22 protein-coding genes are annotated in these 26,856 nt (G+C 64.4%); 18 read left to right on the plus strand and 4 right to left on the minus strand.

All coding sequences use genetic code 11. The features are described 5' to 3' along the window. The first annotated feature begins 1 nt into the window (after position 1). Genes nuoF through nuoN form a run of 9 tightly spaced genes read left to right on the plus strand, consistent with a single transcriptional unit; the run spans position 2 to position 11,634 of the window. Positions 2-1,303: an NADH-quinone oxidoreductase subunit NuoF gene (gene nuoF, locus MTX34_RS14785; RefSeq protein ID WP_243609853.1), complete on the plus strand. Its 1,302-nt coding sequence runs from the start codon at positions 2-4 to the stop codon at positions 1,301-1,303. After that, the gene (locus tag MTX34_RS14790; protein ID WP_308198529.1) at positions 1,300-3,735 is read left to right on the plus strand and encodes an NADH-quinone oxidoreductase subunit G; all 2,436 of its coding nucleotides are present in this window, start codon (positions 1,300-1,302) and stop codon (positions 3,733-3,735) included. Before nuoF ends, MTX34_RS14790 begins: the two co-directional genes overlap by 4 nt. Before the next feature lie 26 nt (positions 3,736-3,761). Then, the gene (gene nuoH / locus MTX34_RS14795; RefSeq protein WP_374639713.1) at positions 3,762-5,042 is read left to right on the plus strand and encodes an NADH-quinone oxidoreductase subunit NuoH; all 1,281 of its coding nucleotides are present in this window, start codon (positions 3,762-3,764) and stop codon (positions 5,040-5,042) included. Then, positions 5,035-5,604, plus strand: coding sequence for an NADH-quinone oxidoreductase subunit NuoI (gene nuoI / locus MTX34_RS14800; protein WP_243609855.1), 570 nt, complete (start codon positions 5,035-5,037; stop codon positions 5,602-5,604). The genes nuoH and nuoI overlap by 8 nt, the downstream gene beginning before the upstream one ends. Beyond that, positions 5,601-6,377, plus strand: a complete 777-nt coding sequence (locus MTX34_RS14805) for an NADH-quinone oxidoreductase subunit J (RefSeq protein ID WP_243609856.1) — start codon at positions 5,601-5,603, stop codon at positions 6,375-6,377. Before nuoI ends, MTX34_RS14805 begins: the two co-directional genes overlap by 4 nt. Continuing rightward, positions 6,374-6,673, plus strand: coding sequence for an NADH-quinone oxidoreductase subunit NuoK (gene nuoK / locus MTX34_RS14810; RefSeq protein WP_008717020.1), 300 nt, complete (start codon positions 6,374-6,376; stop codon positions 6,671-6,673). The genes MTX34_RS14805 and nuoK overlap by 4 nt, the downstream gene beginning before the upstream one ends. Before the next feature lie 13 nt (positions 6,674-6,686). Continuing rightward, positions 6,687-8,558, plus strand: a complete 1,872-nt coding sequence (gene nuoL / locus MTX34_RS14815; RefSeq protein ID WP_243593288.1) for an NADH-quinone oxidoreductase subunit L — start codon at positions 6,687-6,689, stop codon at positions 8,556-8,558. Between the two features lie 35 nt (positions 8,559-8,593). Continuing rightward, complete coding sequence (locus tag MTX34_RS14820) at positions 8,594-10,093, plus strand: NADH-quinone oxidoreductase subunit M (protein ID WP_243609912.1); 1,500 nt, start codon at positions 8,594-8,596, stop codon at positions 10,091-10,093. After that, entirely contained in the window at positions 10,090-11,634 is a 1,545-nt protein-coding gene (nuoN, locus tag MTX34_RS14825; RefSeq protein ID WP_243609857.1) for an NADH-quinone oxidoreductase subunit NuoN, read from the plus strand. The genes MTX34_RS14820 and nuoN overlap by 4 nt, the downstream gene beginning before the upstream one ends. Positions 11,635-11,645: 11 nt before the next feature. Here nuoN and MTX34_RS14830 read toward each other — a convergent pair whose 3' ends face one another. Further along, the gene (locus tag MTX34_RS14830; protein ID WP_243609858.1) at positions 11,646-12,125 is read right to left on the minus strand and encodes a DUF4188 domain-containing protein; all 480 of its coding nucleotides are present in this window, start codon (positions 12,123-12,125) and stop codon (positions 11,646-11,648) included. Positions 12,126-12,202: 77 nt separating this feature from the next. Here MTX34_RS14830 and MTX34_RS14835 point away from each other — a divergent pair, with 77 nt between their 5' ends. Continuing rightward, a complete protein-coding gene (locus tag MTX34_RS14835; protein ID WP_243609859.1) occupies positions 12,203-12,796 on the plus strand; it encodes a TetR/AcrR family transcriptional regulator in 594 nt (197 codons plus the stop codon). On the opposite strand, the gene MTX34_RS14840 is transcribed toward MTX34_RS14835, so the two are convergent. Continuing rightward, positions 12,790-13,713, minus strand: a complete 924-nt coding sequence (locus tag MTX34_RS14840; RefSeq protein WP_243609860.1) for a YdcF family protein — start codon at positions 13,711-13,713, stop codon at positions 12,790-12,792. The two genes, MTX34_RS14835 and MTX34_RS14840, sit on opposite strands and share 7 nt — an antisense overlap. 119 nt (positions 13,714-13,832) lie before the next feature. After that, a complete protein-coding gene (locus tag MTX34_RS14845) occupies positions 13,833-14,087 on the minus strand; it encodes a hypothetical protein (protein ID WP_121872464.1) in 255 nt (84 codons plus the stop codon). Positions 14,088-14,322: 235 nt separating this feature from the next. Between MTX34_RS14845 and MTX34_RS14850 the strand changes: the two genes are divergently transcribed. From MTX34_RS14850 to MTX34_RS14875, 6 genes are all read left to right on the plus strand, one after another. Beyond that, positions 14,323-15,813: an aldehyde dehydrogenase family protein gene (locus MTX34_RS14850; protein WP_279393326.1), complete on the plus strand. Its 1,491-nt coding sequence runs from the start codon at positions 14,323-14,325 to the stop codon at positions 15,811-15,813. Positions 15,814-15,837: 24 nt separating this feature from the next. After that, positions 15,838-17,349 (plus strand): APC family permease, encoded by a 1,512-nt coding sequence (locus MTX34_RS14855; protein ID WP_243609862.1) that lies wholly within the window; start codon positions 15,838-15,840, stop codon positions 17,347-17,349. A 12-nt stretch (positions 17,350-17,361) separates the two neighbouring features. Further along, entirely contained in the window at positions 17,362-18,909 is a 1,548-nt protein-coding gene (locus MTX34_RS14860; protein WP_243609863.1) for a GMC family oxidoreductase, read from the plus strand. Beyond that, positions 18,899-20,848, plus strand: coding sequence for a putative nucleotidyltransferase substrate binding domain-containing protein (locus tag MTX34_RS14865; RefSeq protein WP_243609864.1), 1,950 nt, complete (start codon positions 18,899-18,901; stop codon positions 20,846-20,848). The genes MTX34_RS14860 and MTX34_RS14865 overlap by 11 nt, the downstream gene beginning before the upstream one ends. A 24-nt stretch (positions 20,849-20,872) precedes the next feature. Next, complete coding sequence (locus MTX34_RS14870) at positions 20,873-23,551, plus strand: glucosidase (protein WP_243609865.1); 2,679 nt, start codon at positions 20,873-20,875, stop codon at positions 23,549-23,551. Between the two features lie 83 nt (positions 23,552-23,634). After that, the gene (locus tag MTX34_RS14875) at positions 23,635-24,741 is read left to right on the plus strand and encodes an alcohol dehydrogenase catalytic domain-containing protein (protein ID WP_243609866.1); all 1,107 of its coding nucleotides are present in this window, start codon (positions 23,635-23,637) and stop codon (positions 24,739-24,741) included. Positions 24,742-24,744: 3 nt separating this feature from the next. Here MTX34_RS14875 and MTX34_RS14880 read toward each other — a convergent pair whose 3' ends face one another. Beyond that, a complete protein-coding gene (locus tag MTX34_RS14880; RefSeq protein WP_243609867.1) occupies positions 24,745-25,533 on the minus strand; it encodes an ABC transporter ATP-binding protein in 789 nt (262 codons plus the stop codon). 91 nt (positions 25,534-25,624) lie between these two features. On the opposite strand from MTX34_RS14880, the gene dapB reads away from it, so the two are divergent. Together dapB and MTX34_RS14890 are read left to right on the plus strand one after the other, a co-directional pair. Beyond that, complete coding sequence (gene dapB, locus MTX34_RS14885; RefSeq protein WP_243609868.1) at positions 25,625-26,383, plus strand: 4-hydroxy-tetrahydrodipicolinate reductase; 759 nt, start codon at positions 25,625-25,627, stop codon at positions 26,381-26,383. 50 nt (positions 26,384-26,433) lie between these two features. Continuing rightward, on the plus strand, positions 26,434-26,853 hold the full coding sequence (locus tag MTX34_RS14890) for a hypothetical protein (RefSeq protein WP_243593613.1): 420 nt from the start codon (positions 26,434-26,436) through the stop codon (positions 26,851-26,853). Positions 26,854-26,856 lie beyond the last annotated feature (3 nt).

The raw sequence follows: 26,856 nt of genomic DNA on the forward strand, positions 1-26,856 counted from the left end.
CATGGCCCTGACGCCGGTGCTGAGCGAGTTCTGGGGCGAGAAGGACTCGTGGACTCTCGACACCTACCGCAGCCACGACGGATATCGAGGGCTCGAGAAGGCCCTTGCCATGGACCCCGACGATCTCATCGCATTCGTCAAGGATTCCGGCCTGCGCGGCCGCGGTGGTGCAGGATTCCCGACCGGAACGAAGTGGAGTTTCATTCCTCAGGGTGACGGAAAAGCTCACTACCTGGTGGTCAACGCCGACGAGTCGGAGCCGGGTACGTGCAAGGACATGCCACTGATGATGGCGAGCCCGCACACGTTGATCGAAGGAATCATCATTGCGGCCTACGCAATACGTGCATCGCACGCATTCGTCTACGTTCGCGGCGAAGTGGTACCGGTGCTGCGCAGACTGCAGGCCGCGGTGGCCGACGCCTACGCCGCGGGCTACCTGGGCAAGGACGTTCTCGGCTCGGGGTTCGACCTCGAGTTGGTGATCCATGCGGGGGCCGGGGCATACATCTGCGGCGAGGAGACAGCGCTACTCGATTCGCTGGAAGGGCGACGAGGTCAACCCCGACTGCGTCCACCGTTCCCCGCGGTGGCAGGTCTGTACGCACGCCCGACCGTGGTCAACAACGTGGAATCGATCGCCAGCGTCCCAGTGATCCTGCGCAAGGGAATCGAATGGTTCCGGTCGATGGGAAGCGAGAAGTCACCCGGATTCACTCTGTACTCGATGTCCGGCCACGTGTGTCGGCCCGGCCAGTACGAGGCCCCGCTTGGCATCACCCTGCGGGAGCTCCTGGACTACGCGGGTGGCATCCGGCCCGGTCACGAGCTGAAGTTCTGGACACCGGGAGGATCGTCGACGCCGATGTTCACCGGCGAGCACCTGGACGTTCCGCTCGACTACGAGGGCGTCGGTGCCGCCGGGTCGATGTTGGGTACCAAGGCCTTGCAGATCTTCGACGACACGACGTGCGTGGTGCGCGCGGTGTTGCGATGGACGGAGTTCTACGCACACGAATCCTGCGGCAAATGCACGCCGTGCCGAGAAGGAACCTACTGGCTGGTGCAGATACTGCGCCGCCTCGACGGCGGAACCGGCACCGAAGCGGACCTCACGACGCTGCTCGACATTGCAGACGGCATTGCCGGAAAGTCGTTCTGCGCGTTGGGAGACGGAGCCGCAAGCCCGATCGTGTCCTCGCTGAAGTACTTCCGCGACGAATACATCCGACACGTCACCGAACAGGGTTGCCCGTTCGATCCACACCGATCGACCTTGATGGCAGAGGAGCTGACGTCGTGACGGCACAGTCTGAACAGTCGGTCACTCCAGTCGAGATGGTGACGCTGACCATCGACGACCACGAGATCAGTGTTCCGAAGGGCACGTTGGTGATTCGCGCAGCCGAGCTGATGGGCGTACAGATCCCGCGCTTCTGCGATCACCCGCTGCTCGACCCGGTGGGGGCGTGCCGGCAATGTCTCGTCGATGTGGAGGGCCAACGCAAGCCGTTGGCATCCTGCACGACGACGGCGGCCGAGGGCATGATCGTGCGCACTCAGGTGACATCGGAGTCGGCGGAGAAGGCGCAGCGCGGCGTCATGGAATTGCTGCTGATCAATCATCCGCTCGATTGCCCGGTGTGCGACAAAGGCGGTGAGTGTCCGCTCCAGAACCAGGCGATGGCTGCGGGCCGCACCGAGTCCAGGTTCACCGAGGCCAAACGCACCTACCCCAAGCCGATTCCGCTCTCGGCCGAGATTCTGCTCGACCGGGAACGGTGCGTGCTGTGCGCTCGATGCACTCGCTTCGCGGCTCAAGTGGCCGGAGATCCCTCGATCGATCTGCTCGAACGCGGTGCTGTTCAACAGGTGGGCATCTTCGGCAACGAGCCGTTCGACTCGTACTTCTCGGGCAACACCGTGCAGATCTGCCCGGTCGGTGCCCTGACCAACACCGAATATCGGTTCCGGGCGCGGCCGTACGACCTCACGTCGTCGCCTAGCGTGTGCGAACACTGCGCCGGTGGCTGCGCCCAACGCACGGACCATCGACGCGGCAAGGTCCTGCGCCGGCTGGCGGGGGACGACCCGCAGGTCAACGAAGAGTGGAACTGCGACAAGGGACGGTGGGCGTTCAAATATGCCACCGAACCCGATCTCATCACCGCCCCGATGATCCGAGACGACTCGGGTCAACTGATCGAAACGTCGTGGTCGGCTGCGGTAGCCGCTGCGGCAAAGGGCCTGGCCGCAGCGGTCGGTCGAGCTGCGGTACTGCTCGGCGGAAGATCGACTCTCGAGGACTCCTACGCATACTCCAAATTTGCCCGAACCGTATTGCACAGCAACGATATCGACTTCCGCAATCGCAGTCACAGCACAGAGGAAGCGAACTTCCTGGCCGGACGGATCGCCGCGACCGGGCTCGGGGTCACCTACACCGACCTCGAGAACGCCCCGTTGGTGCTCCTTGTCGGCTTCGAGCCCGAGGAAGAATCACCACTGGTGTTCCTGCGGCTGCGTAAGGCGCGCCGCGCAGGCACAGTCGTGGTGGCGTCGATTGCGCCGTTCTCCAGTAGAGGCCTACGGAAGCTCGACGGCATCCTGCTGCAGGCGTATCCCGGTGACGAACCGGGGTGGCTCGATGCGTTGCACGTCGGCGATCGTGACACCGAATCGATTGCGCACCTCCTCCGAGAGCCCGGTGCGATCGTTCTCGTGGGCGAGCGGCTCGGCTCCGTTCCTGGGGGTCTGTCGGCTGCCTCGAAACTGGCGGACGACACGGGGGCGAGCCTGGCCTGGATTCCGCGACGCGCCGGCGAACGCGGTGCCCTGGATGCAGGGGCGCTGCCGAACGTCCTGCCCGGCGGGCGTCCGGTGACCGACGCGGCTGCGCGCGCCGAGGTAGCGGCGGTGTGGGGAGTGCCCGAGCTGCCTGCGGGGGTGGGCCGTGACACCGCAGCGATCCTGGCCGACGCGGGACCGGATCGGGCCATGGTCACTGCCGGAATCGATGTCGACGATCTGCCGGACCCCCGCGGTGCGCTCGATGCACTGGACCGATCTGCATTCGTGGTGAGCCTCGAGCTTCGCCGCAGCGCTGTGACCGACCGGGCCGACGTCGTGTTCCCGGTGGCACCGGTCGTCGACAAACCGGGAACTTTCGTCGACTGGGAAGGACGACCTCGCACGTTCGACACCGCACTCGGTGCCGGTGCGGTGATGCCGGATCAACGCATCCTCGACGCCATCGCCGCACAGATGGGCGTCGAACTGTCCGTGCCCGACGCGGCTGCGGCACGCGCCGAGTTGGCTCGCCTCGGTGTGTGGAACGGCCCGCGCACCGCGGTGGCCCGGGTTGCGCCCCGCGCGGACCTTCCGACCGTCGGACCAGGGGAGGCGATTCTGGCCACGTGGCGGATGCTCATCGATGCGGGACGGATGCAGGACGGTGAGGACAACCTTGCCGCAACCGGTCGAATGCCCACGATTCGATTGTCGGCGGCAACAGCCGCGTCCATCGGTGCCGACACCGGAGACCTGGTGAGCATTGTGACGGACCGCGGCTCGATCACGTTGCCGCTGACGATCACCGATCTGCCCGACGCCGTGGTGTGGGTACCGATGAACTCGCCCGGGTCGGCGGTGTATCGCTCGCTCGGGGTGCAGTCGGGCGCGGTGGTGAGCATTCGTCGCGGTTCTGCGGAACGACCCGAAAGTGGGCAGTCATGATCGTGGCCGCGCCGACCGATCTGTCGATGTTCGGCAACGACCCGTGGTGGTTGGTTGTCGGGAAGGCCTTGGCGGTCTTCGTGTTTCTGGTGCTGACGCCGCTGGTTGCGATCTATGCCGAACGCAAGATCATGGCGTGGATGCAGATGCGCGTGGGTCCGAACCGAGTGGGTCCGTGGGGGTTGTTGCAGTCCTTGATGGACGGTATCAAGCTGGCGCTGAAGGAGGGGATCACTCCGACCGGCGTCGACAAGCCGATTTACATTCTGGCTCCGATCATTTCGGTGGTTCCCGCGTTCATGGCCTTCGCTGTGATTCCGTTCGGGCCCGAGGTGTCGGTGTTCGGTACGACGACGCCGCTGCAGATGACCGACCTGCCGGTGGGAGTTCTGTACATTCTCGCGGTCACCTCGGTGGGTGTGTACGGGATCGTGTTGGCGGGGTGGGCGTCGGGCTCGACGTATCCGTTGTTGGGCGCACTGCGGTCGACGGCGCAGGTGATCTCCTACGAGGTCGCAATGGGCTTGTCGTTCGCTGCGGTGTTCCTGTACGCGGGCACCATGTCGACGTCTGGAATCGTTGCAGCGCAGCAGAACACGTGGTACATCTTCCTGCTGTTGCCGTCGTTCCTGGTGTACGTCACGGCCATGGTCGGTGAAACCAACCGCGCGCCGTTCGATCTGCCCGAGGCGGAGGGCGAGTTGGTGGGCGGATTTCACACCGAGTACTCGTCGCTGCGTTTCGCGATGTTCATGCTCGCCGAATACATCAACATGGTCACCGTGTCGGCCCTCGCGACCACGCTGTTCCTCGGCGGCTGGCAGGCTCCGATTCCGTTGAGTCTGTGGAGCGGTGCCAATTCCGGGTGGTGGCCGGTGCTGTGGTTCACCCTCAAGGTCTGGGTGTTCCTGTTCGTCTTCATCTGGCTGCGTTCGACATTGCCGAGGCTGCGCTACGACCAGTTCATGAACTTCGGCTGGAAAATTCTCATTCCCGTTGCCCTGATCTGGGTCATGGTGATCGCGACGGTGCGGGTGCTGGGGGCCGATCGGTACGACGTACCTCTGGTCACCTTCTTCGTGTCGATGACATTTGCGGTGGCGGTGCTGAGTTCCCTGCTGCTCATGGTGCGCCGTCGTGCACGGGAGCGGAACGTGCCGCCTCCCGCTCCCGTCGCCGAGTTCGATGCTCTGGCAGGTGGCTTCCCGGTACCCCCCATTCCCGGCCTGGGCTCGACTGTTCCGAGCCGGCACGCCGGCGTGCGCTCTCGCGCCGCCGGATCACCGAAGGAGAACGCAGATGCCTGAATTCCTCGGTCCCATCGCCGGTTTCGGTGTCACGTTCGCGACGATGTTCAAGAAGGCCGAGACGGAGCTGTATCCGGAGGAGAAAAAGCCGACCGAGGTTCGCTATCACGGTAGGCATCAGCTCAATCGGTACGCCGACGGCCTCGAGAAGTGCATCGGTTGCGAGCTCTGTGCGTGGGCCTGCCCGGCCGACGCCATCTACGTCGAAGGGGCCGACAACACCGAGACCGAAAGATTCTCTCCGGGCGAGAGATACGGCGCGGTGTACCAGATCAACTACCTCCGGTGCATCGGATGCGGCTTGTGTGTGGAGGCCTGTCCTACACGCGCTCTGACGATGACGAACGAGTACGAGTTGGCCGGTGACAACCGAGCCGATCTGATCTACGAGAAGGACGCGCTGCTGGCACCGCTGGAGCCGGACATGACGGCAGCGCCGCACGCGATGGCACCGGGCCTTTCGGCCGAGGACTACTACCGGGGCACCGTCACCGGCCACGAGGCCACGGCCGAGTCCGCTGCCGAACCCGCAGCCGAACCCGAGGCTGGCTCGGCGCGATGAGCACCCGGGACGCCACTGTGCTGCTTACCCTCGACGCCACGTCCACCGGTGAAGCCGTGCAGTTCTGGACCCTCGGTGTCGTCGCCGTCATCGGCGCGCTGGGCGTGGTGATGAGCACGAAGGCCGTCTATTCGGCGTTGTTCCTCGCCGCCACGATGGTGGTGCTGGCGACGTTCTACATGGCGCAGGGTGCGTTGTTCCTCGGTGTCGTGCAGATCGTCGTCTACACCGGCGCGGTCATGATGCTCTTCCTGTTCGTCCTGATGCTCGTGGGAGTCGACACCTCGGAATCGCTGACGGAGACCCTGCGCGGGCATCGCATCGCGGCCGTAGTCATCGGAATCGGTTTCGGGCTGTTGATCATCGGCGTACTGCTCCGCGATTCGGTCCAGAGCGGGCGGCTCGACTTCGCCGGGCTCGACGCCGCCAACTCCACCGGCAACGTCGAGGGCTTGGCCGAGCTGATCTTCGTCGAGTACGTGTGGGCATTCGAGTTGACCGGGGCGCTCCTCATCACTGCGACCATCGGAGCGATGATTCTGGCGCACCGGGAAGCTTTGGGGCCGGTCAAAGGTCAACGCGAAATGTCGCAGGACCGATTCCGGGACGGCTCCAGAGTGACACCGCTGCCGAGCCCAGGCGTCTACGCCAGACACAACGGCGTCGATCGCCGCGCCCTGTTGCCGGACGGAACCGAATCCGAGTCCTCCGTCAACGCCATGTTCGCCGATCCTCGGAGCCAGTACAAGGTGGACGGGGGTGACCAGCGATGAATCCGGAGAACTACCTGTACCTCTCCGTACTGCTGTTCACGATCGGAGCGGCGGGTGTCATCGTCAGACGCAACGCCATCATCGTGTTCATGTGCATCGAATTGATGCTCAACGCAGTCAATCTCGCGTTCGTCACCTTCTCCCGCATGCACGGCAATCTCGACGGACAGTTGTTCGCGTTCTTCACCATGGTGGTCGCCGCCGCCGAGGTGGTGGTGGGCCTGGCCATCATCATGGCCATCTTCCGATCCCGTCGGTCGATTTCGATGGACGAGAACTCCCTGATGAAGAATTGACGGGGGCGCAGAAATGATGTCGATACTGTGGCTTCTGCCGGCTCTGCCGGCCTTCGGTGCGGCGTTCCTGCTGCTCGGTGGCAGGCGCACCGACCGGTGGGGGCACCTCGTCGCGACGGCAACTGCGGTGTCCTCGTTCGCTGTTGCCGCAGTGGTGTTCGGGTCGATGCTCGGGCGCGCGGAGTCCGGCCGTGCTCTCACCCAGACACTGTTCCGGTGGGTTCCGGTAGACGAACTGCAGGTCGAATTCGGCTTGCGCGCAGACCAATTGTCGATCTGCTTCGTCCTGCTGATCACCGGGGTCGGGTCGCTCATTCACGTGTACTCCATCGGCTACATGAGCCACGACGCCGAGCGGCGACGCTTCTTCGCGTACCTCAACCTGTTTCTGGCAGCCATGCTGCTGCTGGTTCTGGCCGACAACTTCCTCGGTCTCTATCTCGGGTGGGAGGGTGTCGGTCTGGCGTCGTATCTGCTCATCGGCTTCTGGCAGCACAAACCGTCGGCCGCATCGGCTGCCCGAAAAGCGTTCGTGGTCAACCGAGTCGGCGATATCGGGTTGGCCGTCGCACTGATGATCATGTTCGTCAACTTCGGCTCCGTGCAGTACGACGTCGTGTTCGCCGGTATCGGCGAGGCGAGTGAATCGGTGGCCACCGCCATGGCGCTGATGCTGCTGTTGGCCGCGTGTGGAAAGTCGGCGCAGGTGCCGCTGCAGTCGTGGCTCGGCGACGCCATGGAGGGCCCGACACCGGTGTCGGCATTGATTCACGCGGCCACGATGGTCACGGCCGGGGTGTATCTCATCGTGCGCTCGGGTCCGGTGTTCGAGGCGTCGCCTGCCGCCCGCGCGGCGACCGTCGCCGTCGGGGCGGTCACCCTGCTGTTCGGTGCCGTCATCGGTTGCGCGAAGGACGACATCAAGAAGGCGCTCGCGGCGTCGACGATGAGTCAGATCGGGTACATGGTGCTCGCGGCCGGCCTCGGCCCCTCCGGGTACGCCTACGCCATCGTGCTGTTGATCTCGCACGGCTTCTTCAAAGCGGGCCTGTTCCTGGGCGCGGGTTCGGTGATGCACGCCATGAACGACGAGACCGACATGCGGAAGTTCGGTGGACTCCGCGCCGCGATGCCGATCACATTCGTCACGTTCGGCCTCGGCTACCTGGCCATCATCGGACTGCCGCCGTTCTCCGGCTTCTTCGCGAAGGACCCGATCATCGAAGTCGCATTCGCCGCCGGGGGAGTGGCCGGTCCGATTCTCGGCTGCGTGACACTGCTCGGTGCAGGCCTGACGGCCTTCTACATGACCCGGGTGATGCTGATGACGTTCTTCGGTCCGAAACGCTGGTCCGCACAGGCACATCCGCACGAGGCGTCGGCGACGATGACTGCCCCGATGATCGTGTTGGCCGTCGGTTCGGTGGCCTCGGGAGCTTTCCTCGCGGTGGGCGGACGACTCGAGGAATGGCTGGAACCCGTGGTGGGATCGGCACACGAGGAGCACGCGATTCCGGCGTGGGTGGTCACCGTCGCCGTGCTGGTGGTGGTGCTGGCCGGCGCTACCGTCGCCTACCGCAAGTACATCGTGGGTGAGGTTCCGCCGATACCACCCGCGGACGTGTCACCCTTGACCCGAGCTGCACGTGCCGATCTCTACGGAGATGCCGTCAACGAGGCGGCCTTCATGCGTCCCGGGCAGACACTGACGCGTGCACTGGTGCACGCCGACAACGGTATCGACGCAGTCGTGGACGGGGTGGGGAGCACGATCGGCGGTGCATCGACGCGGTCCCGGCAGCTGCAAACGGGATATGTGCGGTCGTATGCGTTGGCGATGTTGGCCGGAGCCGTTCTCGTGGTACTGATGGTGGTGATTCTGTGACGACTCCCTGGTTGACCGTCCTGTGGGTGCTCCCGATGCTCGGTGCGATCGTCGTCGCCCTGGTGCCTGCCGCTCGTCCGACGGTAGCGCGCAGTGCCGCAGTGGGTTTCGCTGCCGGGACCTTGGTCGTGTCGGTCGCACTGGCGGTGTCGTTCGACTCCGGTGGTGATCGGTACCAGTTCGTCGAAGACCACGCCTGGATAGCGGCGTTCGGTGCGCGGTACACCCTCGGCCTGGACGGAATCGGCCTCGTCCTGGTGTTGCTCACCACCGTCCTCACGCCGTTGCTGCTCGTCGCGGGCTGGTACGACGGCAGTCGCGTCGCGAACTACGGCTCCCGTCGGGTGTCGCACACGTACATGGCGTTGATCCTGGTGGTCGAGTCGATGGTGCTCGTCTCGTTCACCGCGTTGGACGTGTTGTTGTTCTACATCTTCTTCGAGGCGATGCTGATTCCGATGTATTTCCTCATCGGTGGTTTCGGGGGAGTCCATCGCACGCGCGCCGCGGTGAAGTTCCTGCTGTACAACCTGTTCGGCGGTCTGGTGATGTTGGCGGCCGTCATCGGCCTGTACGTGGTGACCGCGCGACCCGACGGGCCTTTCGAAGGTGGGACGTTCGATCTGCGCGCGATCGCCGACGCGGCGGCATCGGGCGGGCTCGGTGTGGATCCGATGGTGCTGAACGCGCTGTTCCTCGGCTTCATGTTCGCTTTCGCGATCAAGGCACCGTTGTGGCCGTTCCATTCGTGGCTCCCCGACGCCGCAGTGCAGTCCACACCCGCGACCGCGGTGCTGATGATGTCGGTGGTGGACAAGGTCGGCACGTTCGCGATGCTGCGGTTCTGTCTCGAACTCTTCCCTGGCTCGTCGCAGACGTTCGCCCCGTGGATCATCACTCTTGCGGTCATCGGCATCGTCTACGGCGCGATACTCGCGATCGGCCAGACCGACATGATGAGACTGATTGCCTACACATCGATTTCGCACTTCGGGTTCATCATCCTCGGCATCTTCGCCATGACCGGTCAGAGTCAGGCCGGTGCCACGCTCTACATGGTCAACCATGGAATCTCCACGGCCGCTCTGTTCTTGATCGCGGGCTTCCTCGTGTCGCGTCGAGGGTCGAGACAGATCGCCGACTACGGCGGTGTGCAGAAGGTGGCACCGGTGCTTGCCGGAACCTTCTTGATCTCGGGACTCGCCACGCTCTCGCTACCCGGTCTCGCCCCGTTCGTGAGCGAATTCCTGGTGTTGATCGGCACGTTCGGTCGATACGGAGTCGCCGCGATCGTTGCCGCCGGAGCCCTTGTGCTGTCGGCGATCTACATACTGTGGCTCTACCAGCGCGTCATGACCGGGCCGGTCCGGGAGGGCAACGGGAAGGTGTCCGATCTCGTTCGCCGCGAGCTGACCGTGGTGGTGCCGTTGATCGCGCTGCTGATCGTCCTCGGGGTGTATCCGAAACCAGCGCTCGATGTCATCACTCCAGCAGTGCAATCCACGATCGTCGACAATGCAGGAGGTCAGCGATGACCACACCAGACGTGCAGTACGGTCTGCTCGCGCCGATGTTGATCGTGTTCGCGGTCGCAGTTCTGGGCGTACTCGTCGAGGCGTTCGTACCGCCGCGGGCGCGCCGCGCCACGCATCTGGGGCTTGCTCTCGGGGGACTGGTTGCGGCGTTGGCGGCGATCCTCGGTCTGGTAGGCACCGAGGCGTCGGCGATGTCCGGGGCAGTCGCGATCGACGGGCCGACCCTGTTTCTGCAGGGAACCATTGTGCTGGTCTCGATTCCGGCCATAGCACTGATGGCCGAGCGCACCGTTGCCGTCACCGGGGCCGGTGCCGAGCGCCGCATCGATTCTTTCACTTCGCAGGCGTCGACCACTCCGGGCAGCGTGGCGGAGAAGGAGGCCATCGATGCAGGCGTCGCGCAGACCGAGGTGTTTCCTCTGGCGATGTTCGCGATCGGCGGCATGTTGCTGTTTCCGGCGTCCACGGATCTGCTCACGATGTTCGTTGCGCTCGAAGTGCTGTCGTTGCCGCTGTATCTGCTCTGCGGACTGGCCCGACGGCGGCGGTTGCTCTCGCAGGAAGCGGCTCTCAAATACTTTCTGCTGGGCGCGTTCTCGTCCGCGTTCTTCCTGTTCGGTGTTGCATTCCTGTACGGATATGCCGGAACCGTTCGGTTGGACGGAATCGCCGACGCCATCGCGGTGGACGGTCAGGGCAGATCGCTTGCGTTGATCGGAACCGCCTTGCTCGCAGTGGGTCTGTTGTTCAAGGTCGGCGCGGTGCCCTTCCACTCGTGGATTCCCGACGTCTACCAGGGTGCCCCCACTCCGGTGACGGCTCTGATGGCCACGGTGACCAAGGTCGCGGCATTCGGTGCGATTCTCCGCATTTTCGGGATGGCGCTACCCGGTCTCGAATCGAGCTGGCGCCCGATGCTGTGGGTCGTCGCCATCGCGACGATGGTGCTGGGTTCGGTTGTCGCGGTGACGCAGACGGATGTCAAACGCATGCTTGCGTATTCGTCCGTTGCACACACCGGATTCATCCTCACCGGAGTGACCGCGCTGGGTAATTCCGGTGTGTCGGCCACGATGTTCTATCTGTTGGCGTATGCCTTCAGCACTCTTGGGGGGTTCGCCATCATCGGGTTGGCTCGCGACGAACGCGGTGAAGTGAGTGATCTCGAACGATGGGCGGGAATCGGTCGTCGGTCACCGCTGGTGGCTGCGGTGTTCGGATTGTTCCTGCTCTCGTTCGCCGGCATTCCGCTCACCAGTGGGTTCATCGGCAAGTTCGCGGTGTTCAGCGCTGCCTCGGGTGCCGGAGGAGCGGCCCTGGTCGTCGTCGGGGTGGTGTGCAGCGCGATTGCAGCATTCTTCTACGTGCGGGTGATAGTGCTGATGTTCTTCACCGATCCGGGCGAGAGGACCGCCACGATCGTGCGTCCGACCGCGTCGGTGTCGTGCGCGATCGGGGTTTCGGTTGTGGTCACCGTAGCGCTCGGAGTCTTTCCGCAGCCCGTTCTGGATCTTGCTTCGCGTGCCGGAAACTTCGTGTGAACATCGAGTCCTTACTTCGCGGACTTCATTCTCTGCTTCCACGTGTGTGAGCCTGTGCCGACCGGGATTCCACCGATGGCTCCCGCGAGACCGAATCTGGGCATGTTGACGTAGATCGCCTCACTGTTCTGTGCTGTCGCGGTATAGGTTTCGTGCCACACGCCGACGTTGCGGGTTGCGGCTACCGATCGGTTGAAGGCGCGCCAGGCGGGTGCATGGGGTGCGTCGGGATCGGAGGCAAATCGTGTCAGGTCCTCGGCGTTGCGCCAATAGCTGACGAGCATGGTGGTGCGGCCCAACCACGAGTGGTAGCCGAGCAGCCCGGAGGCGGGATCCTGCTCGAGATGGCTGAGCATCCGCGGCATTGCGCGCACCGCGGGTAGCCAGGAACGAACGGCCACCGGATTGTTGATGCGCATTCCGATGAGAAAGACCGCTACGGTGTCTCGCTCGGTGTCGACCGTGGCGCGGCCGTCGATGATGGGTTGCATGACGTGTTCCCGTCAGTTCGGGGAAGAAGCATTTTCTGTGACACTGTTATAAAACACTGTTGTGGTAAGTTTCGCAAGTGGCGAGACCGAGAATTCACGATGCCGAACTGCGGACCCGGCTACTCGAGGCCGCGGCGGAAGGCGTTGCTCGACACGGCGTCGACTCGCTGTCTCTACGTAAGCTGGCGGCTGCGCAGGGCACCTCGACCACGGCGATCTATTCTCTCTTCGGTGGTCGCGCCGAGTTGCTGGTCGCCCTGTTCGCTGCGTCGTTCTCGAGTTTCGGTGACGCCCAGCGGCAGGTGCCGGTCACCAGCGACCCCGAGGTCGATCTGCGCGCACTTGCCGTTGCCTACCGGCACTGGGCTCTGCACAACCCACATCTGTACGCGGTGATGTTCGGCGGCGTACTCGGTTCGGTCGATGTATCCGAAGAGGCGCAACTCGCCGAGGCTGCGATGGACCCGCTTCGGGCGGCGGTAGCGCGTGCCGTCGCGGACGGCATCATGACCGGCGCGTCGGTCGACTTGATCAGCCATTCGTTCTGGGCGATCGTGCACGGGTTGGTGTCGCTCGAGTTGGCGATGCCCACGAACCCCGACGAGGAGATTCGCGGAGCGATGTTCGACGCCGGGACGGAGTCGGTGCTCCGAGGATGGACGCGTCAGTAGGTGCGCGGTATCCCGAGGATCTTGGTGGCGTCGACGGTCATACCCAACCGTGCCGTCGGGGCGAGCGCAGGAAGATCCGGGAGATCGTCGGGAGTCGATGTCGCAGCGCCGATCACGTCGGAGCCGGCGATCTCGAAGTCGGATATTGCGCGTCGTAGATGGCTCGGGGTCGTTGCCAGTATCAGATTCAGGGCACCGATCTCGGCTGCCAGGTCGGTGGCGCGCTGTGCGTTCTGCACCGTCGAATTCGCGGTCGATTCGGTGTGAATGCGGTCGCCCGCGATGCCTTCTTCGAGGAGCCACCGCTGCATCGCGTCGGCTTCGGTGATGCCGCTCTGCGGATTCCCGCCGGTGACGATGATGGGGGACTCGGGGGAGCGCTCCGCCGCGGCGACGGCCGACCGTAGACGCGCCACCAACTCGGGTGTCATGCTGCCGTCGCCGTTCAAGCCTAGCCCGAGTACTACGATCGCGGTGCGGGGTCCGTCGGTGGTCGGCGCGAAGTCGATTGTCTCCGTGGCGGCTTCGTCGATGATGGCGATGGCTCGTTCGACTTCGTCGGCGACGGTAGGAGACAGGCCGCGTAGGCGAGATCCATGCTCTGCCAGGGCGGCGGTATCGGCGGTCGCGTTGGCATAGAACGTCTGCAGCGCTGCCACATTGGCATCGTCCGGAGCGGCGGCTTCGAGCGCACCGAGTGCGGCGAACCCGGCGTCGTAGCGACCCTTCACCAACGCATCCTGTGCGTCGTTGTACTGGTCCGCGTCTGCCGAGCGAACCGACTCGGCGACGATCGCCGGGGCCGACGCCTCGGGCTCGGCCATCGCCGTGATCGAGCCGAAACCGACAGCGAGCGCTGCGGCGCAAGCAACGACGGCAACGCGAACGGTCGGGCGTACTCGGCCTTGTCGCACCACTGACGTCCTTCCGAAGGTGACGGGTTTCCGTCACCCTAGCTCAGTTCGGGGTCAGTGTGACTGGTGTGAGCAGAGTTGTTCGAGTTACACGAATGTACTTCTGTACAGGAACTCTGCCGTCACAGACTGACGGGGGCGCGTCCGCGATCGGCGGGTTCGATGGTCACCTCGGCATCGGGAAGGAAAACTCGCTCCGTCGTCGTGGTTCCGTCGACGCCATCGGTCACCGTCACCGCCACGCTCTCCGCAACCTGGCCCGCGCTTTCGATGAATCCGGTCGCGACACCCTCCTCGATGAGCAGATGATCACCCACCAGGAGAAGAAGCTCGTCCGCCGTCACCGTCCGTCTGCCGCCCACATCTTCGATAGTCATGCACCCCACCGTAATGCGAATTGTCCGAATGGGTCATTGCTCGGGCTCCGCTCCCGGATTCGCGCTGGTCGTGTAGCAGGCTCAGATACCGGCACAACGGGCACACGAACATCATTCGCGAACAGATCGATGGAGCCACCGGGTGCTGAGGGCATAACGTAGACACACGATCAGGCCCCCACACGGAAGAAGGTGCGGAGTGACCGACTCCGATGCAGGATTCGACCCGACGTCGCTGCGTCCGTCGTTGTTCGTCGACGGGCAGTGGCAGGGATCCAGTGACGGTGGAACCCGAGACATCGTGAACCCCGCGGACGGCAGCACGGTTGCCGTCGTCGACGAGGCCACCCCCGACGATGCGCTACGCGCGGTGGCAGTGGCACGGTCGGCGTTCGACGATGGACCGTGGCGGTCGGTGACCGTCGGTGAGCGCAGCGATCTACTGAACCGCATCGCAGATCTACTTCAGAGGGACAAGGCCGAACTCGCGCGTATCGAGACTCTCGATACCGGAAAGACCCTCGGCGAGAGTGAAATCGACATCGACGACGTGACGTCGGTCTTCCGCTTCTACGCCGATCTTGCAGTGGTGCAGGCGGATCGTCTGATCGACGTCGACCGACCCGAAATTCTCAGCCGCGTCGTACACGAGCCGATCGGCGTCTGCGTCATGATCGCGCCGTGGAACTATCCGCTGCTTCAGATCTCGTGGAAGATCGCCCCCGCTCTGGCGGCCGGCTGCACGATGGTCCTCAAGCCGAGTGAGGTGACTCCGCTCAGCACCATCGCGTTCACCAAGCTGGTGGAAGAAGCCGGAGTGCCGGCGGGTGTGGTGAACCTGCTGCAGGGCAGTGGTGCCGTTCTCGGGGACGCACTCACCAGGAACCGCGACGTCGACTTCATCTCGTTCACCGGCGGTCTGGCTACAGGCAGGCACATCTTGGCAGCGGCGGCCGAGAACGTCACCAAGGTGGCCGTCGAGCTCGGCGGCAAGAACCCGCACATCGTCTTTGCCGACGCCGTAGCCGACGATCAGGCCTTCGCCGACTCCGTCGACAACGTCCTGACCGGAGTCTTTCTGCATTCGGGTCAGGTGTGTTCGGCCGGCACTCGACTGATCATCGAAGAATCGGTCGCCGACCGCTTCGTTGCAGCCGTGGCCGAACGCGCGAAGGCCATCGTGATCGGTCCTGGAATGGACCCGGCGAGCGAGACCGGTCCACTGGTGTCGCAGGCGCAGCGCGAGAAGATCGAAGCTTTCGTCGCGGGCGGCATCGAGGAGGGCGCAACACTGGTCATCGGCGGAACGAAACCGGACAATTCGGCTCTGGACGAGGGCAGCTATTTTCTACCGACGATTTTCGACCACTGCGATCGGTCGATGAATATCGTGCAGGAGGAGACATTCGGGCCCATACTCACTGTGGAGCGCTTCGACACCGAGGCCGAAGCACTCCTGTTGGGTAACGATACGAATTACGGTCTCGCCGCGGGAGTTCGGACGTCCGACGCCGCACGAGGCGAAAGAATGGTACGTGGGCTGCGCCATGGCACGGTGTGGCTCAACGACTTCGGTGTTTACACGGCGGCCGCGGAATGGGGCGGCTTCAAACAGTCCGGGAACGGACGCGAGCTCGGCCCGTCCGGAATGTCCGAATATCAAGAAGCGAAGCATATTTGGCACAACACCTCACCCACGGCGGCGGGGTGGTTCGGTACCCGATAGAGCACGATGGGAAAGGCCACAGGCATGGCACTACTGAACGACAATTCGAGCGGAATGGACGACTTCGGCTACAAGGAGTCACTCGATCGAAGTCTCGGCAAATTCGCCAGCTTCGCCGCAGGCGTCAGCTACATCTCCATTCTCACCGGCACGTTCCAACTGTTCTACTTCGGTTTCGGCACCGCCGGGCCGGCATACCTGTGGTCGTGGCCTGCAGTGTTCGTCGGCCAACTCTGCGTGGCACTGTGCTTCATGGAGTTGGCCGCGAAGTATCCGGTGGCGGGATCGGTGTACAACTGGGCGAAGCTGTTGGGCCGCAGAATCGTCGGTTGGTCGGCGGGCTGGTTGATGCTAACGGCGTCGATCGTGACACTGGCCGCCGTTGCCCTGGCTCTGCAGCTGAACTTGCCACGCATCTGGAGCGGGTTCCAGATCATCGGGGACGGCTCGGGTGCCTCCGACTTCGCGGCCAACGCAGTGCTGCTCGGTGCGATTCTGATCGCCATCACCACCACGATCAACGCGCTCGGCGTTCGACTGATGGCCATGATCAACAGTGCGGGTGTGTTCATCGAACTGATTGCTGCCGTTCTCATCGCGATCCTGCTCGCGGCCAACATCACTCGGGGGCCCGAGGTGTTCTTCTCCTCCAACGGCTACGGTGCCGGTGAGAGCGGCGGCTACCTCGGTGCCTTCCTGGTCGCGTCGCTGGCGTCGGGTTACGTCATGTACGGATTCGACACCGCGAGCTCGCTCGGGGAGGAAACCGTCGAACCGCGGCGCACCGCCCCCAAAGCGATCTTTCGCGCCATCCTCGCCTCGTTCGTCATCGGCGGAGCCATCCTGGTGTTCGCCGTCATGGCCGCGCCGGACTTGAACGATCCTTCCCTCGGCAGCCCCGACGGCAGCCTGCAGTCGATCGTCGAAGCGGTGATGTGGGGCCCGCTGGGCACCGTCTTCCTCATCTGCATCGTCGTTGCGGTCTTCGTCTGCTCACTGGCAGTGCACACCGCGGCGATCCGGCTCACGTTTGCCATGGCGCGAGACAACGCGTTGCCCTTCGGTGAGAGTCTGGCCAAGGTGAATCCGAAGACCCAGACCCCGGTGGTACCCGCGGTGACCATCGGCGTGCTGGCCATCGTCATTCTCGTCGTCAACATCGGTCAGCCGCAGATCTTCACGGTCCTCACCTCGATCGCGATCATCATGATCTACCTCGCGTATCTGATGGTCACCGGACCATTGTTGGTCAAGCGCATCAAAGGCGAGTGGCCGCCGGAGGATCTCAAACCCGGCGGGTACTTCACGATGGGTAAGTTCGGCCTGCCGGTCAACATTGCGGCGGTGGTGTGGGGTGCCGGGATGGCGCTCAACCTCGCCTGGCCGCGCGAGGCCGTGTACGGAACCCCCTGGTACAACACGTTCGGTGCGTTCGTCTACATCGGCGGCATCCTGGGCGTAGGCCTGCTGTGGTACGCAGTCAAGGGACGCAAGCACATCGGCACTCTGAAATCACATGCCTCCACGGGCGACTAGAAGGAGCGTGCAGTGACAGACACCCAGTTCGATTACGTTGTCGCAGGTGGCGGGACGGCGGGGTGTGTCCTCGCTGCGCGGCTGAGCGAGGACCCCTCCGTCAGTGTCTGTTTGGTCGAGGCAGGTCCGACCGACGTCGGCGACAAGGCGATTCTCGAACTGGTGGACTGGATGCATCTGCTGGACTCCGGCTACGACTGGGACTATCCCGTCGAACCACAGGAGCGCGGCAACAGCTTCATGCGGCACGCGCGGGCGAAAGTGCTCGGCGGCTGCTCGTCGCACAACTCCTGCATCGCCTTTCATCCTCCGGCCGAAACCCTCGACGATTGGGCGGCTGCGGGCGCGACGGGGTGGGGCGCGTCGGAGATCCTGCCGTTCGTCGCCCGAGTGGAGAACAACGACACCGGCCGTGGACACGACGGACCGGTGCGGATTCGCGACGTGCCACCGAACGATCCGTGCGGCGCGGCAGTGCTCGAATCGGCCGCCGGGATAGGTCTTCCCACGGTCGCATTCAACCGCGGAACGCCTGTACTCAACGGTGCCGGCTGGTTCCAGATCAACGCGGGAGAGGACGGCTCGCGGATGTCGACCTCCCACGCGTACCTGCATCCGATCATCGGCACGCGGCCGAACCTCGAGGTGCGCACCGACTGCTGGATCAGCGAGATCCTGATCGACGAATCGCTGACCGCGACCGGAGTGCGGTACCAGCGCCCCGACCTGACCGGCTACGACACCGTCTCGGCGCGGCGCGAGGTGATCGTCACCGCCGGTGCCATCGACACTCCAAAGTTGTTGATGCTCTCCGGAATCGGACCGGCAGCCCAGCTGCAGGAGATGGGTATCACCGTTCGGGTCGACTCACCCGGAGTGGGCGAGAACCTCGACGACCACGTCGAAGGCCTGGTGTTCTGGGAGGCGAGCAAGCCGATGGTCACCACGTCCTCGCAATGGTGGGAGATCGGGGTGTTCGCGCAGACCGATTCGTCGCTGAACTACCCGGACATCATGATGCATTACGGCAGTGTGCCGTTCGACATGAACACCCTCCGCTGGGGCTATCCGACCACCGACAACGGGTTCTGTCTGACGCCCAACGTGACACAGGGGCGCTCGCGAGGGACTGTTCGTCTGCGCAGCAGAGACTTTCGTGATCGGGCAAAGGTGGACCCGCGTTACTTCACCGACGTCGACGGTCACGACGACGCGGTGATGCTCGCCGGTCTGAAGTTGGCCCGGCGGATTGCGGCGAATGGGCCGATGGCCGGGTGGATCGAACGCGAACTCGCCCCCGGGCCCGACGCCGTGACCGACGACGACCTGCTGGACTACGTACACAAGACCCACAACACGGTCTACCACCCGGCAGGCACGGCGCGGATGGGATCGGTGGACGACACCATGGCCGTGCTCGATCCCGAGTTGCGCGTCAAGGGCATCTCGAACCTACGCGTGGTCGACGCGTCGGCGATGCCGAAGCTGCCCTACGTCAATCCCAACATCACGGTGATGACCATGGCGGAAAAGTGCGCCGACCTGATCCGTGGCGGATAGATCGGAGCTTGCCGACTTCCTCGGCGCGCACCCACCATTCCAAGGCGCGTCACCTGCGGTACTGACCGACATCGCCGCAGCCGCCGTCGAACGCGAGTACCGCGGTGGCGCATGGGTTGTGGGCCCGACGTCGAAGCCCGACGGGGCCGACATCGTATGGGTGGTGCTTACCGGTCTGGTGGTGATCGTGCACCCCGACGACACCTCGCCCGCCGATGTACCGATCGACACCATCGGTCCGGGTGGAGTCTTCGGTTTCTCGGCGCTGCTTGCCGGCGGGACGGTCGAATTCTGTGCGCGAGCAATAGAACCGAGTGTCGTTCTGCAGTTACCCGGTGCGCTGGTTCGGCCGTTGTTCGCAACGCCCACCGGTCTGGCGTTTCTGGCCGATGCCGTCAACTCCTCCTCTGCATACCGTGGGGGACCGGTGGAGGGCAGCGCCGGAAGGACCGTCGGCGAATTGGTCTCTGCGCCCGCGGTGTTCACGCCCGTCGGCACCACTGTTCGAGATGCCGTCCGGCAGATGACCGAGCAGGGCAGCTCCTACGTTCTGGTTCCGCTGCGTGGTTCACGCCACGGCATCTTCACCGACCGCGACCTCCGAATTCGTGTGGTGGCCGCCGGTATCGGCGTCGACACTCCTATCGAGAAGGTCATGACCTCGCCCGCCGAGACCGTCACTGCGGACCGGTTGGCAGGCACCGTGCTGATGGACATGCTCGAGCGAGGCATGCGCCACATGCCGGTGGTGTCCGCTCGCGGTGAGGTGCTGGGCGTCGTCGAGGATTCGGATCTGCACGCCGCATCCACCCGACGCAGTTTTGTGGTCCGTCGAGCGGTGGCATCGGCATCGACCTCCGCCGAACTCGCGGACGCAGGCAGGCTCGTGCCCCGCCTGGTGGTGGATCTGTTCAAGGGCGGAACCGATGCGATGGCGGTCAGCGCGATTCTCTCCGTCGTGGTCGACAGCCTCGTCCGCCGGGCCGTCGAGATCGAATGGACCGCACGTCCGGACGTACCCCGTGACCACTTCGCCTGGATCACGCTCGGCAGCGTGGCCCGTCGAGAAGCCATGCCCTCCTCGGACGTCGACAGCGCATTGACCTGGTCGGATGCAACCGCGGACCCCGATGTGCGAGGGACATCGAACGCGGTGCCGAGAACCCGCGACGAGGCGCTGATGGATCTGGCGGCTCGCGTGCACCTGAGCCTCGACGGTGCCGGGTTGCCGTCGGATACCAACGGCGCGGTCGCGAGCTCGCCCCGATTCGCACGCTCGGCCGGTCAGTGGGAAAGGGCCGCGGCTCACTGGCTCAGCAACCCATTCGGCGATCGAGGAAAAGCAGGAACCTCTGGTCGTTCCGCAGGCTTCACTCCGGCTGGGGACTCCGGCCTCATCATGTCCTCTCTGATGATCGACGGCAGAGTGGTGTGCGGCCCGAGGGCACTGCACACCGTGCCCGAGGCCTACCGTCGACTCCTGGTCGATCACCCCGACGCATTGCGGTTGCAACTGCGTGATGCGCTCGCCGGCCGCGCGCGGTTGCGTTCGCTGCGCGACGTGCTGGCTCGGCGCGGCGGCACGTTCGACCTCAAGGCCCATGCGCTGACTCCCATCGTCAACCTCGCTCGGTGGGGTGGGTTGTCGGTCGGCATCGCCTCGTCTTCGACTCCCGCGCGGCTCGCGGCGGCGTCGGGCAACGGCATGCTCTCCGAACGCGATGTCGCCGCCCTGACCGAGGTGTTCGTCCTGCTGCAGCGGCTGCGACTGTCGCATCAGATCGACCAGATCACGGCAGGCCATCGCCCCGGGGACGTGCTGATCATGGCCGATCTGTCGCCGCTCGAACGAAGCCTGCTGACCGACGGTGTCCGCGAGATCGCCGCGGTGCAGCGCCGCGTCGGGTATCTGGCGGCCAACGTCGGCGTGCATCGTTGAGCGCGAACGACCAGACTGTGTGCCGTGACCACCAATCCCGTGAGCGTTCCCATCCCGTCCACCGTCGAACACCATCGGCTGGCGGAATCGCCCGGGGTCAGCGGCCCGTGGCGGCAGTGGGGACCGTACCTGGCGGGACGGCAGTGGGGGACGGTTCGTGAGGACTACTCGGAAGACGGAAACGCCTGGGCGTCGTTCCCGTTCGATCAGGCGCACAAGCGGGCCTACCGCTGGGGTGAGGACGGCATCGGGGGAATCTGCGATCGCTTCGGGTTCCTGAATTTCTCGTTCGCACTGTGGAATCGCAAGGATCCGATCCTCAAGGAACGGTTGTTCGGTCTCGCCAACGAAGAGGGCAATCACGGCGAGGACGTCAAGGAGTACTTCTGGGCGGTCGACGGAACACCGACACACAGTTGGATGCAGTGGCTCTACCGCTATCCGCACGCGGAATATCCCTATGCCCAACTGAGGGAAGAGAATGCCCGACGCGGCCGTGACGACCGCGAGTACGAGTTGGCCGACACCGGGATCCTCGACGAGAACAGATTCTTCGACGTCCAGGTCACGTATGCGAAGGCCTCGCCCGACGACATCTGCATCACCATTTCCATCACCAACCACGGACCCGAATCGGCCTCGGTCGACCTACTGCCGCACCTGTGGCTGCGCAACACGTGGTCGTGGGGGCGCGACGACCGAGGTGGTTCACTGGCTCAGCTGACTCCACCGGACCTCATGGCAGGTGGACTCGAAGCCATCGCCGTCGATCACGGATTTCTCGGTCGCTACTACCTCAGTGCCGAAGGAACGCCGGCAGTTCTGTTCTGCGACAACGAAACCAATGCCGAAGCCCTGTGGGGACAGGAGAACATCTCCGCCTATCCCAAGGACGGCATCGGCCGCCGCGTCGTCGACGACGATCTCGATGCGGTCAACCCCGAGCAGACCGGAACGAAGGCGGCGTTCTGGTACCGATTCGACGATATCGCTCCTGGTGCAACCGAATCGGTAAAGCTGCGATTGTCGCCCAACCGTCCTGACGAGCAGACGTTCGGGACCGGATTCGATGCGGTGAACATCGATCGCCAGGCCGAGGCGGACGAGTTCTACGGCGCGGTGATCGGTGCCGACCTCACCGATGTCGACCGACATGTGGCACGGCGCGCCTATGCCGGGTTGCTGTGGACCAAGCAGCTCTATCGATACGACGTCGAGGAGTGGATCGAGGGCGACAAGGTCGGCGCCCCGGCACCGGACTCGAGGCAGGACCCGGGTGGACGCAATGCGCACTGGCGTCATCTGGCGCTGGCCGATGTGATCTCGATGCCCGACGAGTGGGAATACCCGTGGTTCGCGGCCTGGGACCTGGCTTTCCATGCAATTCCGTTGGCGCACGTCGACGCCGATTTCGCCAAGGAACAATTGGTGCTCATGTGCCGGGAATGGGCCATGCACCCCAATGGCCAACTGCCCGCGTACGAGTGGGAGTTCGGTGACGTCAACCCGCCCGTGCACGCGTGGGCGGCGTGGCACGTCTATCGCATCGACGGCTATCGGGATCGCGAATTCCTGGTGCGGGTGTTCACCAAGCTGCTGCTCAATTTCGCGTGGTGGGTCAACCGCAAGGACTCCGAGGGCTCGAACATCTTCGAGGGCGGATTCCTCGGCATGGACAACATCGGCTTGTTCAACCGCTCTGCTCCGCTGCCTCCCGGCTTCCGGCTCGAGCAGTCCGACGCGACGAGTTGGATGGCGTTCTACTGCCAGCAGATGTTCAAGATCGCACTGGAACTCGCGCGTCACGACAGCGCCTGGGACGACGTCGCGACCAAGTTCTTCTCACACTTCCTCTCGATCGCGAAAGCCGTCAATTCGTTCGGTTCGCAGCATATTTCGTTGTGGCACGAGGAGGACGGGTTCTTCTACGACGTCCTGGTTCAACCCGAGGGTGACGCGGTGCCGATGCGGGTTCGGTCGATGGTCGGTCTGCTGCCCATCCTCGGTGCTACCGAGATTCCGCCGTGGGTCGAGGAGGAATGCCCCGACCTCACCGCTCGCCTGCGATGGATCCAACGCCGGCGACCGGAGATGGTCAGCCCGTTGCTGGCTCGGCGTGAGGGCGGCGAGGTGCGCATGTTGCTGACACTCGTCCAACCCGAACGGCTCAAGCGCATCCTGGCCCGCATGTTCGACTCCGAGGAGTTCCTGTCGCACTTCGGAATTCGTTCGCTCTCGGCCTCGTATCGCGAGCCGGTGACCTTCGACGTCGACGGCCGTAGCCTGTCCATCGAGTACGAGCCGGGGGAGTCGCGTACCGGGATGTTCGGTGGCAACTCCAACTGGCGTGGTCCGGTGTGGTTCCCGGTGAACGTGCTGCTGGCCGACAAGTTGCGCGCGTACGGCCGGTACTACGGCGACTCGTTCACCATCGAGATCCCCACCGGCTCGGGAAACCATCGCACTCTCACCGACGCCGCCGACCTGATCGACAACGGTCTCGCCGGACTGTTCCGGCCGGTGGACGGCAAGAGACCTGCCGACGGTAATCGCATCGAATCGAGTGCCGATCCGCTGTGGAGCGAGCACCCGAGCTTCAACGAGTACTTCGACGGAGACACCGGCGAGGGACTCGGGGCCACCCATCAAACTGGCTGGACCGCTCTGGTTGCGCACCTGCTCAGGCCACGTCTGCCGCTGTGAGGGCCTGCGGCCCACGTGCACGAAAATTCGTAGTGGGCTACGAAGTTCCGCGCACATGCGGCGGAGCCGCATAGTCTGGCGGGATGAAGATTCGCGGCGCAGTACTCGAAGAAATCGGCCGATCACGTCCCTTCGCGGACTCGCATCCCATCACCGTCTCGGACCTCGAGCTCGGCTCGCCGGGCGAGGGCGAACTGCTGATCAGAATCGAAGCCGCAGGGCTGTGCCACTCGGACCTGTCGGTGGTCGACGGCAATCGAGTTCGTCCGGTCCCGATGCTGCTCGGCCACGAGGCCGCAGGCCGAGTCGAGGAAGTCGGACCAGGCGTCGACGACATCGCGGTCGGCACCCGGGTCGTCATGACGTTCCTGCCGCGCTGTGGCGAATGCGCCGGCTGCGCCACCGACGGCCAGATGCCCTGCGTCACCGGAAGTGCGTCGAACAATGCCGGCACACTGCTCGGCGGCGGCATCAAATTGCACCGGGACGGGGAAGAGGTCAAGCATCACCTCGGCGTCTCCGGATTCGCCACACACGCGGTGGTGAGCCGTAAGTCGGTGGTGCCGGTCGAGGACGACATCCCGGCCGATATCGCAGCAGTCCTCGGTTGTGCGGTATTGACCGGCGGCGGCGCGGTGCTCAACGCCGGAACTCCGAAGCCCGGACAGTCGGTGATGGTGGTGGGCCTCGGTGGCGTCGGCATGGCAGCCGTTCTGACGGCCGTATCGGTGGGTTCCGGTGAGGTCATCGGTGTCGACGGCGTCCCGGACAAGCTGTCCACTGCAACCGAACTCGGTGCCACACAGGTCTACTCACCCGCCGAGCTCGCCGAGAAGGGAATCAAGGCAGACATCGTCATCGAGGCGGCAGGTAACGCACGCGCCTTCGAAACTGCGGTCGCGGCAACGGCTCCGGGAGGCAAGACCATCACGGTCGGCCTCCCCGCACCCGACGCCCGCTCGTCCATCTCACCCTTGGGCCTGGTGGCGGAAGCTCGCACGATCATCGGCAGCTACCTGGGCTCCGCTGTGCCTGCACGCGACATCCCGACCTATGCCCAGATGTGGCGTGAGGGAAGGCTTCCCGTCGAGAAGTTGATCTCGTCGCGAATCACGTTGGACGAGATAAACCGCGGCATGGACGAATTGGCCGACGGCAACGCAATCCGTCAGGTCATCGTCTTCGACTGATCGTCAGCGGTGGGCTGCTGTGGCGACCCACCGGCCGCGCTGCTTCGAGATGTCGATGGGGTGGTCGAAACACTCACTGATGTTGTCTGTGGTCAGCACCGCGTCGACGGTTCCCTGCGCCTGCACTGCGCCGTCGCGGATGAGTAGGGCGTGGGTGGTCGAGGTCGGGATTTCCTCGAGGTGATGAGTGACCAGGATGCTGGCCAGGGTCGGGTGTTCGGTGCGCAGCGAGTCGAGTGCACTCAGAAGTTGTTCGCGGGCAGCGAGATCGAGCCCGGTGGCGGGCTCGTCGAGCAACAGCAGTGCGGGGTCGGGAAGCAGAGCGCGCGCGATGAGCGCTCGACCTCGCTCGCCCTGGGACAGGGTGTGCCACGACGCGTCGAGTCGATGAGCGACACCGAGCGACTCGATCAGCCGGTGAGCCCGTGCGATCTCGCTGTCGGTGGCCGACCATCGTGGGATCAGGTCGGGGGTGTTGGTCAGTCCGGTCAACACGACCTGGAGCAACGTCAATGGAGCCTCGACCTTCAGACGGGGATCGACGTGGCCGATGTGCGTCCGCAACTCGCGCATGTCCACCCGCCCGAGGCGATGACCCAGGACGTGCACGGAACCCTGCGTGGGATGAACGAGCGCGCCCAGCAGGCCGAGGAGGGTGGATTTGCCTGCGCCGTTGGCACCGAGCAACACCCAGTGTTCACCCTCCTCCACCCGCACACTGGCGTTGCTGAGCAGGTATCGGCCGCCGCGGACGAGATCGACTCGGTCGGCGAACAGGACGCTGGAGGTCACCGGACGACCGTAGCTGCCGGGGTGGATCGCGGAGAAGTAGGCTCTGAGGTCGGTAGAACCGACAAGACGACGAAACGAGTGTGGGTACGACGTGAGTGCAACGGCACCTGTTCGAGTAGGGGTACTGGGGTCACGCGGCAAGGTCGGTCAGGCCATCTGTGCCGCCGTCGAAGCAGCTGATGATCTCGAGCTCGTGGCTACTGTCGACCAGGGCGATCCGCTGGCGAACTTGGTCGATGCGAACGCCCAGGTGGTCGTGGATTTCACCCATCCCGACGTGGTGATGGACAACCTGCAGTTCCTGATCGAGCAGGGCATTCATGCCGTGGTCGGCACCACCGGTTTCGACGACCGGCGGCTCGAGCAGGTCCGCGAATGGCTGGCAGGATCGCCGCAGACGGGTGTCCTGATCGCACCGAACTTCGCCATCGGCGCGGTGCTGTCGATGCGATTCGCGCAGCAGGCCGCGCGGTTCTTCGATTCGGTCGAGGTGATCGAACTGCACCACCCCAACAAGGCCGACGCTCCGTCGGGCACGGCGTATCGCACTGCCGCCCTGATCGCCGAGGCGCGCGCCGCCGCTGGCACTGCACCGAGCCCCGATGCGACGACGACCGAACTCGACGGCGCACGCGGAGCCGATGTGGACGGCGTGCGTGTGCACTCGATCCGGCTCGCGGGACTCGTTGCGCATCAAGAGGTTCTGCTCGGCACGCAGGGGGAGACCCTGAGCATTCGGCACGACTCGCTCGATCGAACGTCCTTCGCGCCCGGAGTCCTTCTCGGAGTCCGCGAGATCGCCGGACGCCCGGGGTTGACCGTCGGCCTCGATCCGCTGCTGGATCTGTGAGCTGATCGACGGTGAACAAAACGACGAAGGTACTCGCCATCATCACGGTGATGGTGCTGATCCTCGGCTTCTACTTCTTCCTGCTCGGCCAGCGCGGTGTGACGCTTATCCAGAACGGTGGCGTGGCGAGCATCTCCCTGGGCATCGGGGTTCTGCTGCTACCGATCCTCGGGTTGTGGATCGTGTGGGCCACCCTCAAAGCGGGGTTCGACCATCAGAGACTGGCCTCGCGCATCCGGGACGAAGGCCTCGAACTCGACGTTTCCGAGCTTCCGAGAAGGCCGTCGGGTCGGATCGAACGCGACGCGGCGGACGAGCTTTTCCAGCAGATCAAGACCGAGTGGGAGAAGGATCCCGACAACTGGCGCAACTCGTACCGATTGGCTCGCGCCTACGACTACGCCGGCGACCGTGGACGGGCGCGCGAGACGATGAAACGTGCTGTGGCACTGGAACGTGCAGAGAGCTGACGT

Origin of the sequence: Rhodococcus sp. ARC_M5 (assembly GCF_022810405.1) — a bacterium.
Taxonomy (GTDB): Bacteria; Actinomycetota; Actinomycetes; order Mycobacteriales; family Mycobacteriaceae; genus Rhodococcoides; species Rhodococcoides navarretei.

What these genes read in the sequence shown, in the direction of transcription:
- nuoF (WP_243609853.1), top strand. Translation starts at nt 2, where the DNA reads ATGGCCCTGACGCCGGTGCTGAGCGAGTTCTGGGGCGAGAAGGACTCG.
- nuoH (WP_374639713.1), top strand. Translation starts at nt 3,762, where the DNA reads ATGTTCGGCAACGACCCGTGGTGGTTGGTTGTCGGGAAGGCCTTGGCG.
- nuoI (WP_243609855.1), top strand. Translation starts at nt 5,035, where the DNA reads ATGCCTGAATTCCTCGGTCCCATCGCCGGTTTCGGTGTCACGTTCGCG.
- MTX34_RS14805 (WP_243609856.1), top strand. Translation starts at nt 5,601, where the DNA reads ATGAGCACCCGGGACGCCACTGTGCTGCTTACCCTCGACGCCACGTCC.
- nuoK (WP_008717020.1), top strand. Translation starts at nt 6,374, where the DNA reads ATGAATCCGGAGAACTACCTGTACCTCTCCGTACTGCTGTTCACGATC.
- nuoL (WP_243593288.1), top strand. Translation starts at nt 6,687, where the DNA reads ATGATGTCGATACTGTGGCTTCTGCCGGCTCTGCCGGCCTTCGGTGCG.
- MTX34_RS14820 (WP_243609912.1), top strand. Translation starts at nt 8,594, where the DNA reads ATGCTCGGTGCGATCGTCGTCGCCCTGGTGCCTGCCGCTCGTCCGACG.
- nuoN (WP_243609857.1), top strand. Translation starts at nt 10,090, where the DNA reads ATGACCACACCAGACGTGCAGTACGGTCTGCTCGCGCCGATGTTGATC.
- MTX34_RS14830 (WP_243609858.1), bottom strand. Translation starts at nt 12,125, where the DNA reads ATGCAACCCATCATCGACGGCCGCGCCACGGTCGACACCGAGCGAGAC.
- MTX34_RS14845 (WP_121872464.1), bottom strand. Translation starts at nt 14,087, where the DNA reads ATGACTATCGAAGATGTGGGCGGCAGACGGACGGTGACGGCGGACGAG.
- MTX34_RS14855 (WP_243609862.1), top strand. Translation starts at nt 15,838, where the DNA reads ATGGCACTACTGAACGACAATTCGAGCGGAATGGACGACTTCGGCTAC.
- MTX34_RS14875 (WP_243609866.1), top strand. Translation starts at nt 23,635, where the DNA reads ATGAAGATTCGCGGCGCAGTACTCGAAGAAATCGGCCGATCACGTCCC.
- MTX34_RS14890 (WP_243593613.1), top strand. Translation starts at nt 26,434, where the DNA reads ATGGTGCTGATCCTCGGCTTCTACTTCTTCCTGCTCGGCCAGCGCGGT.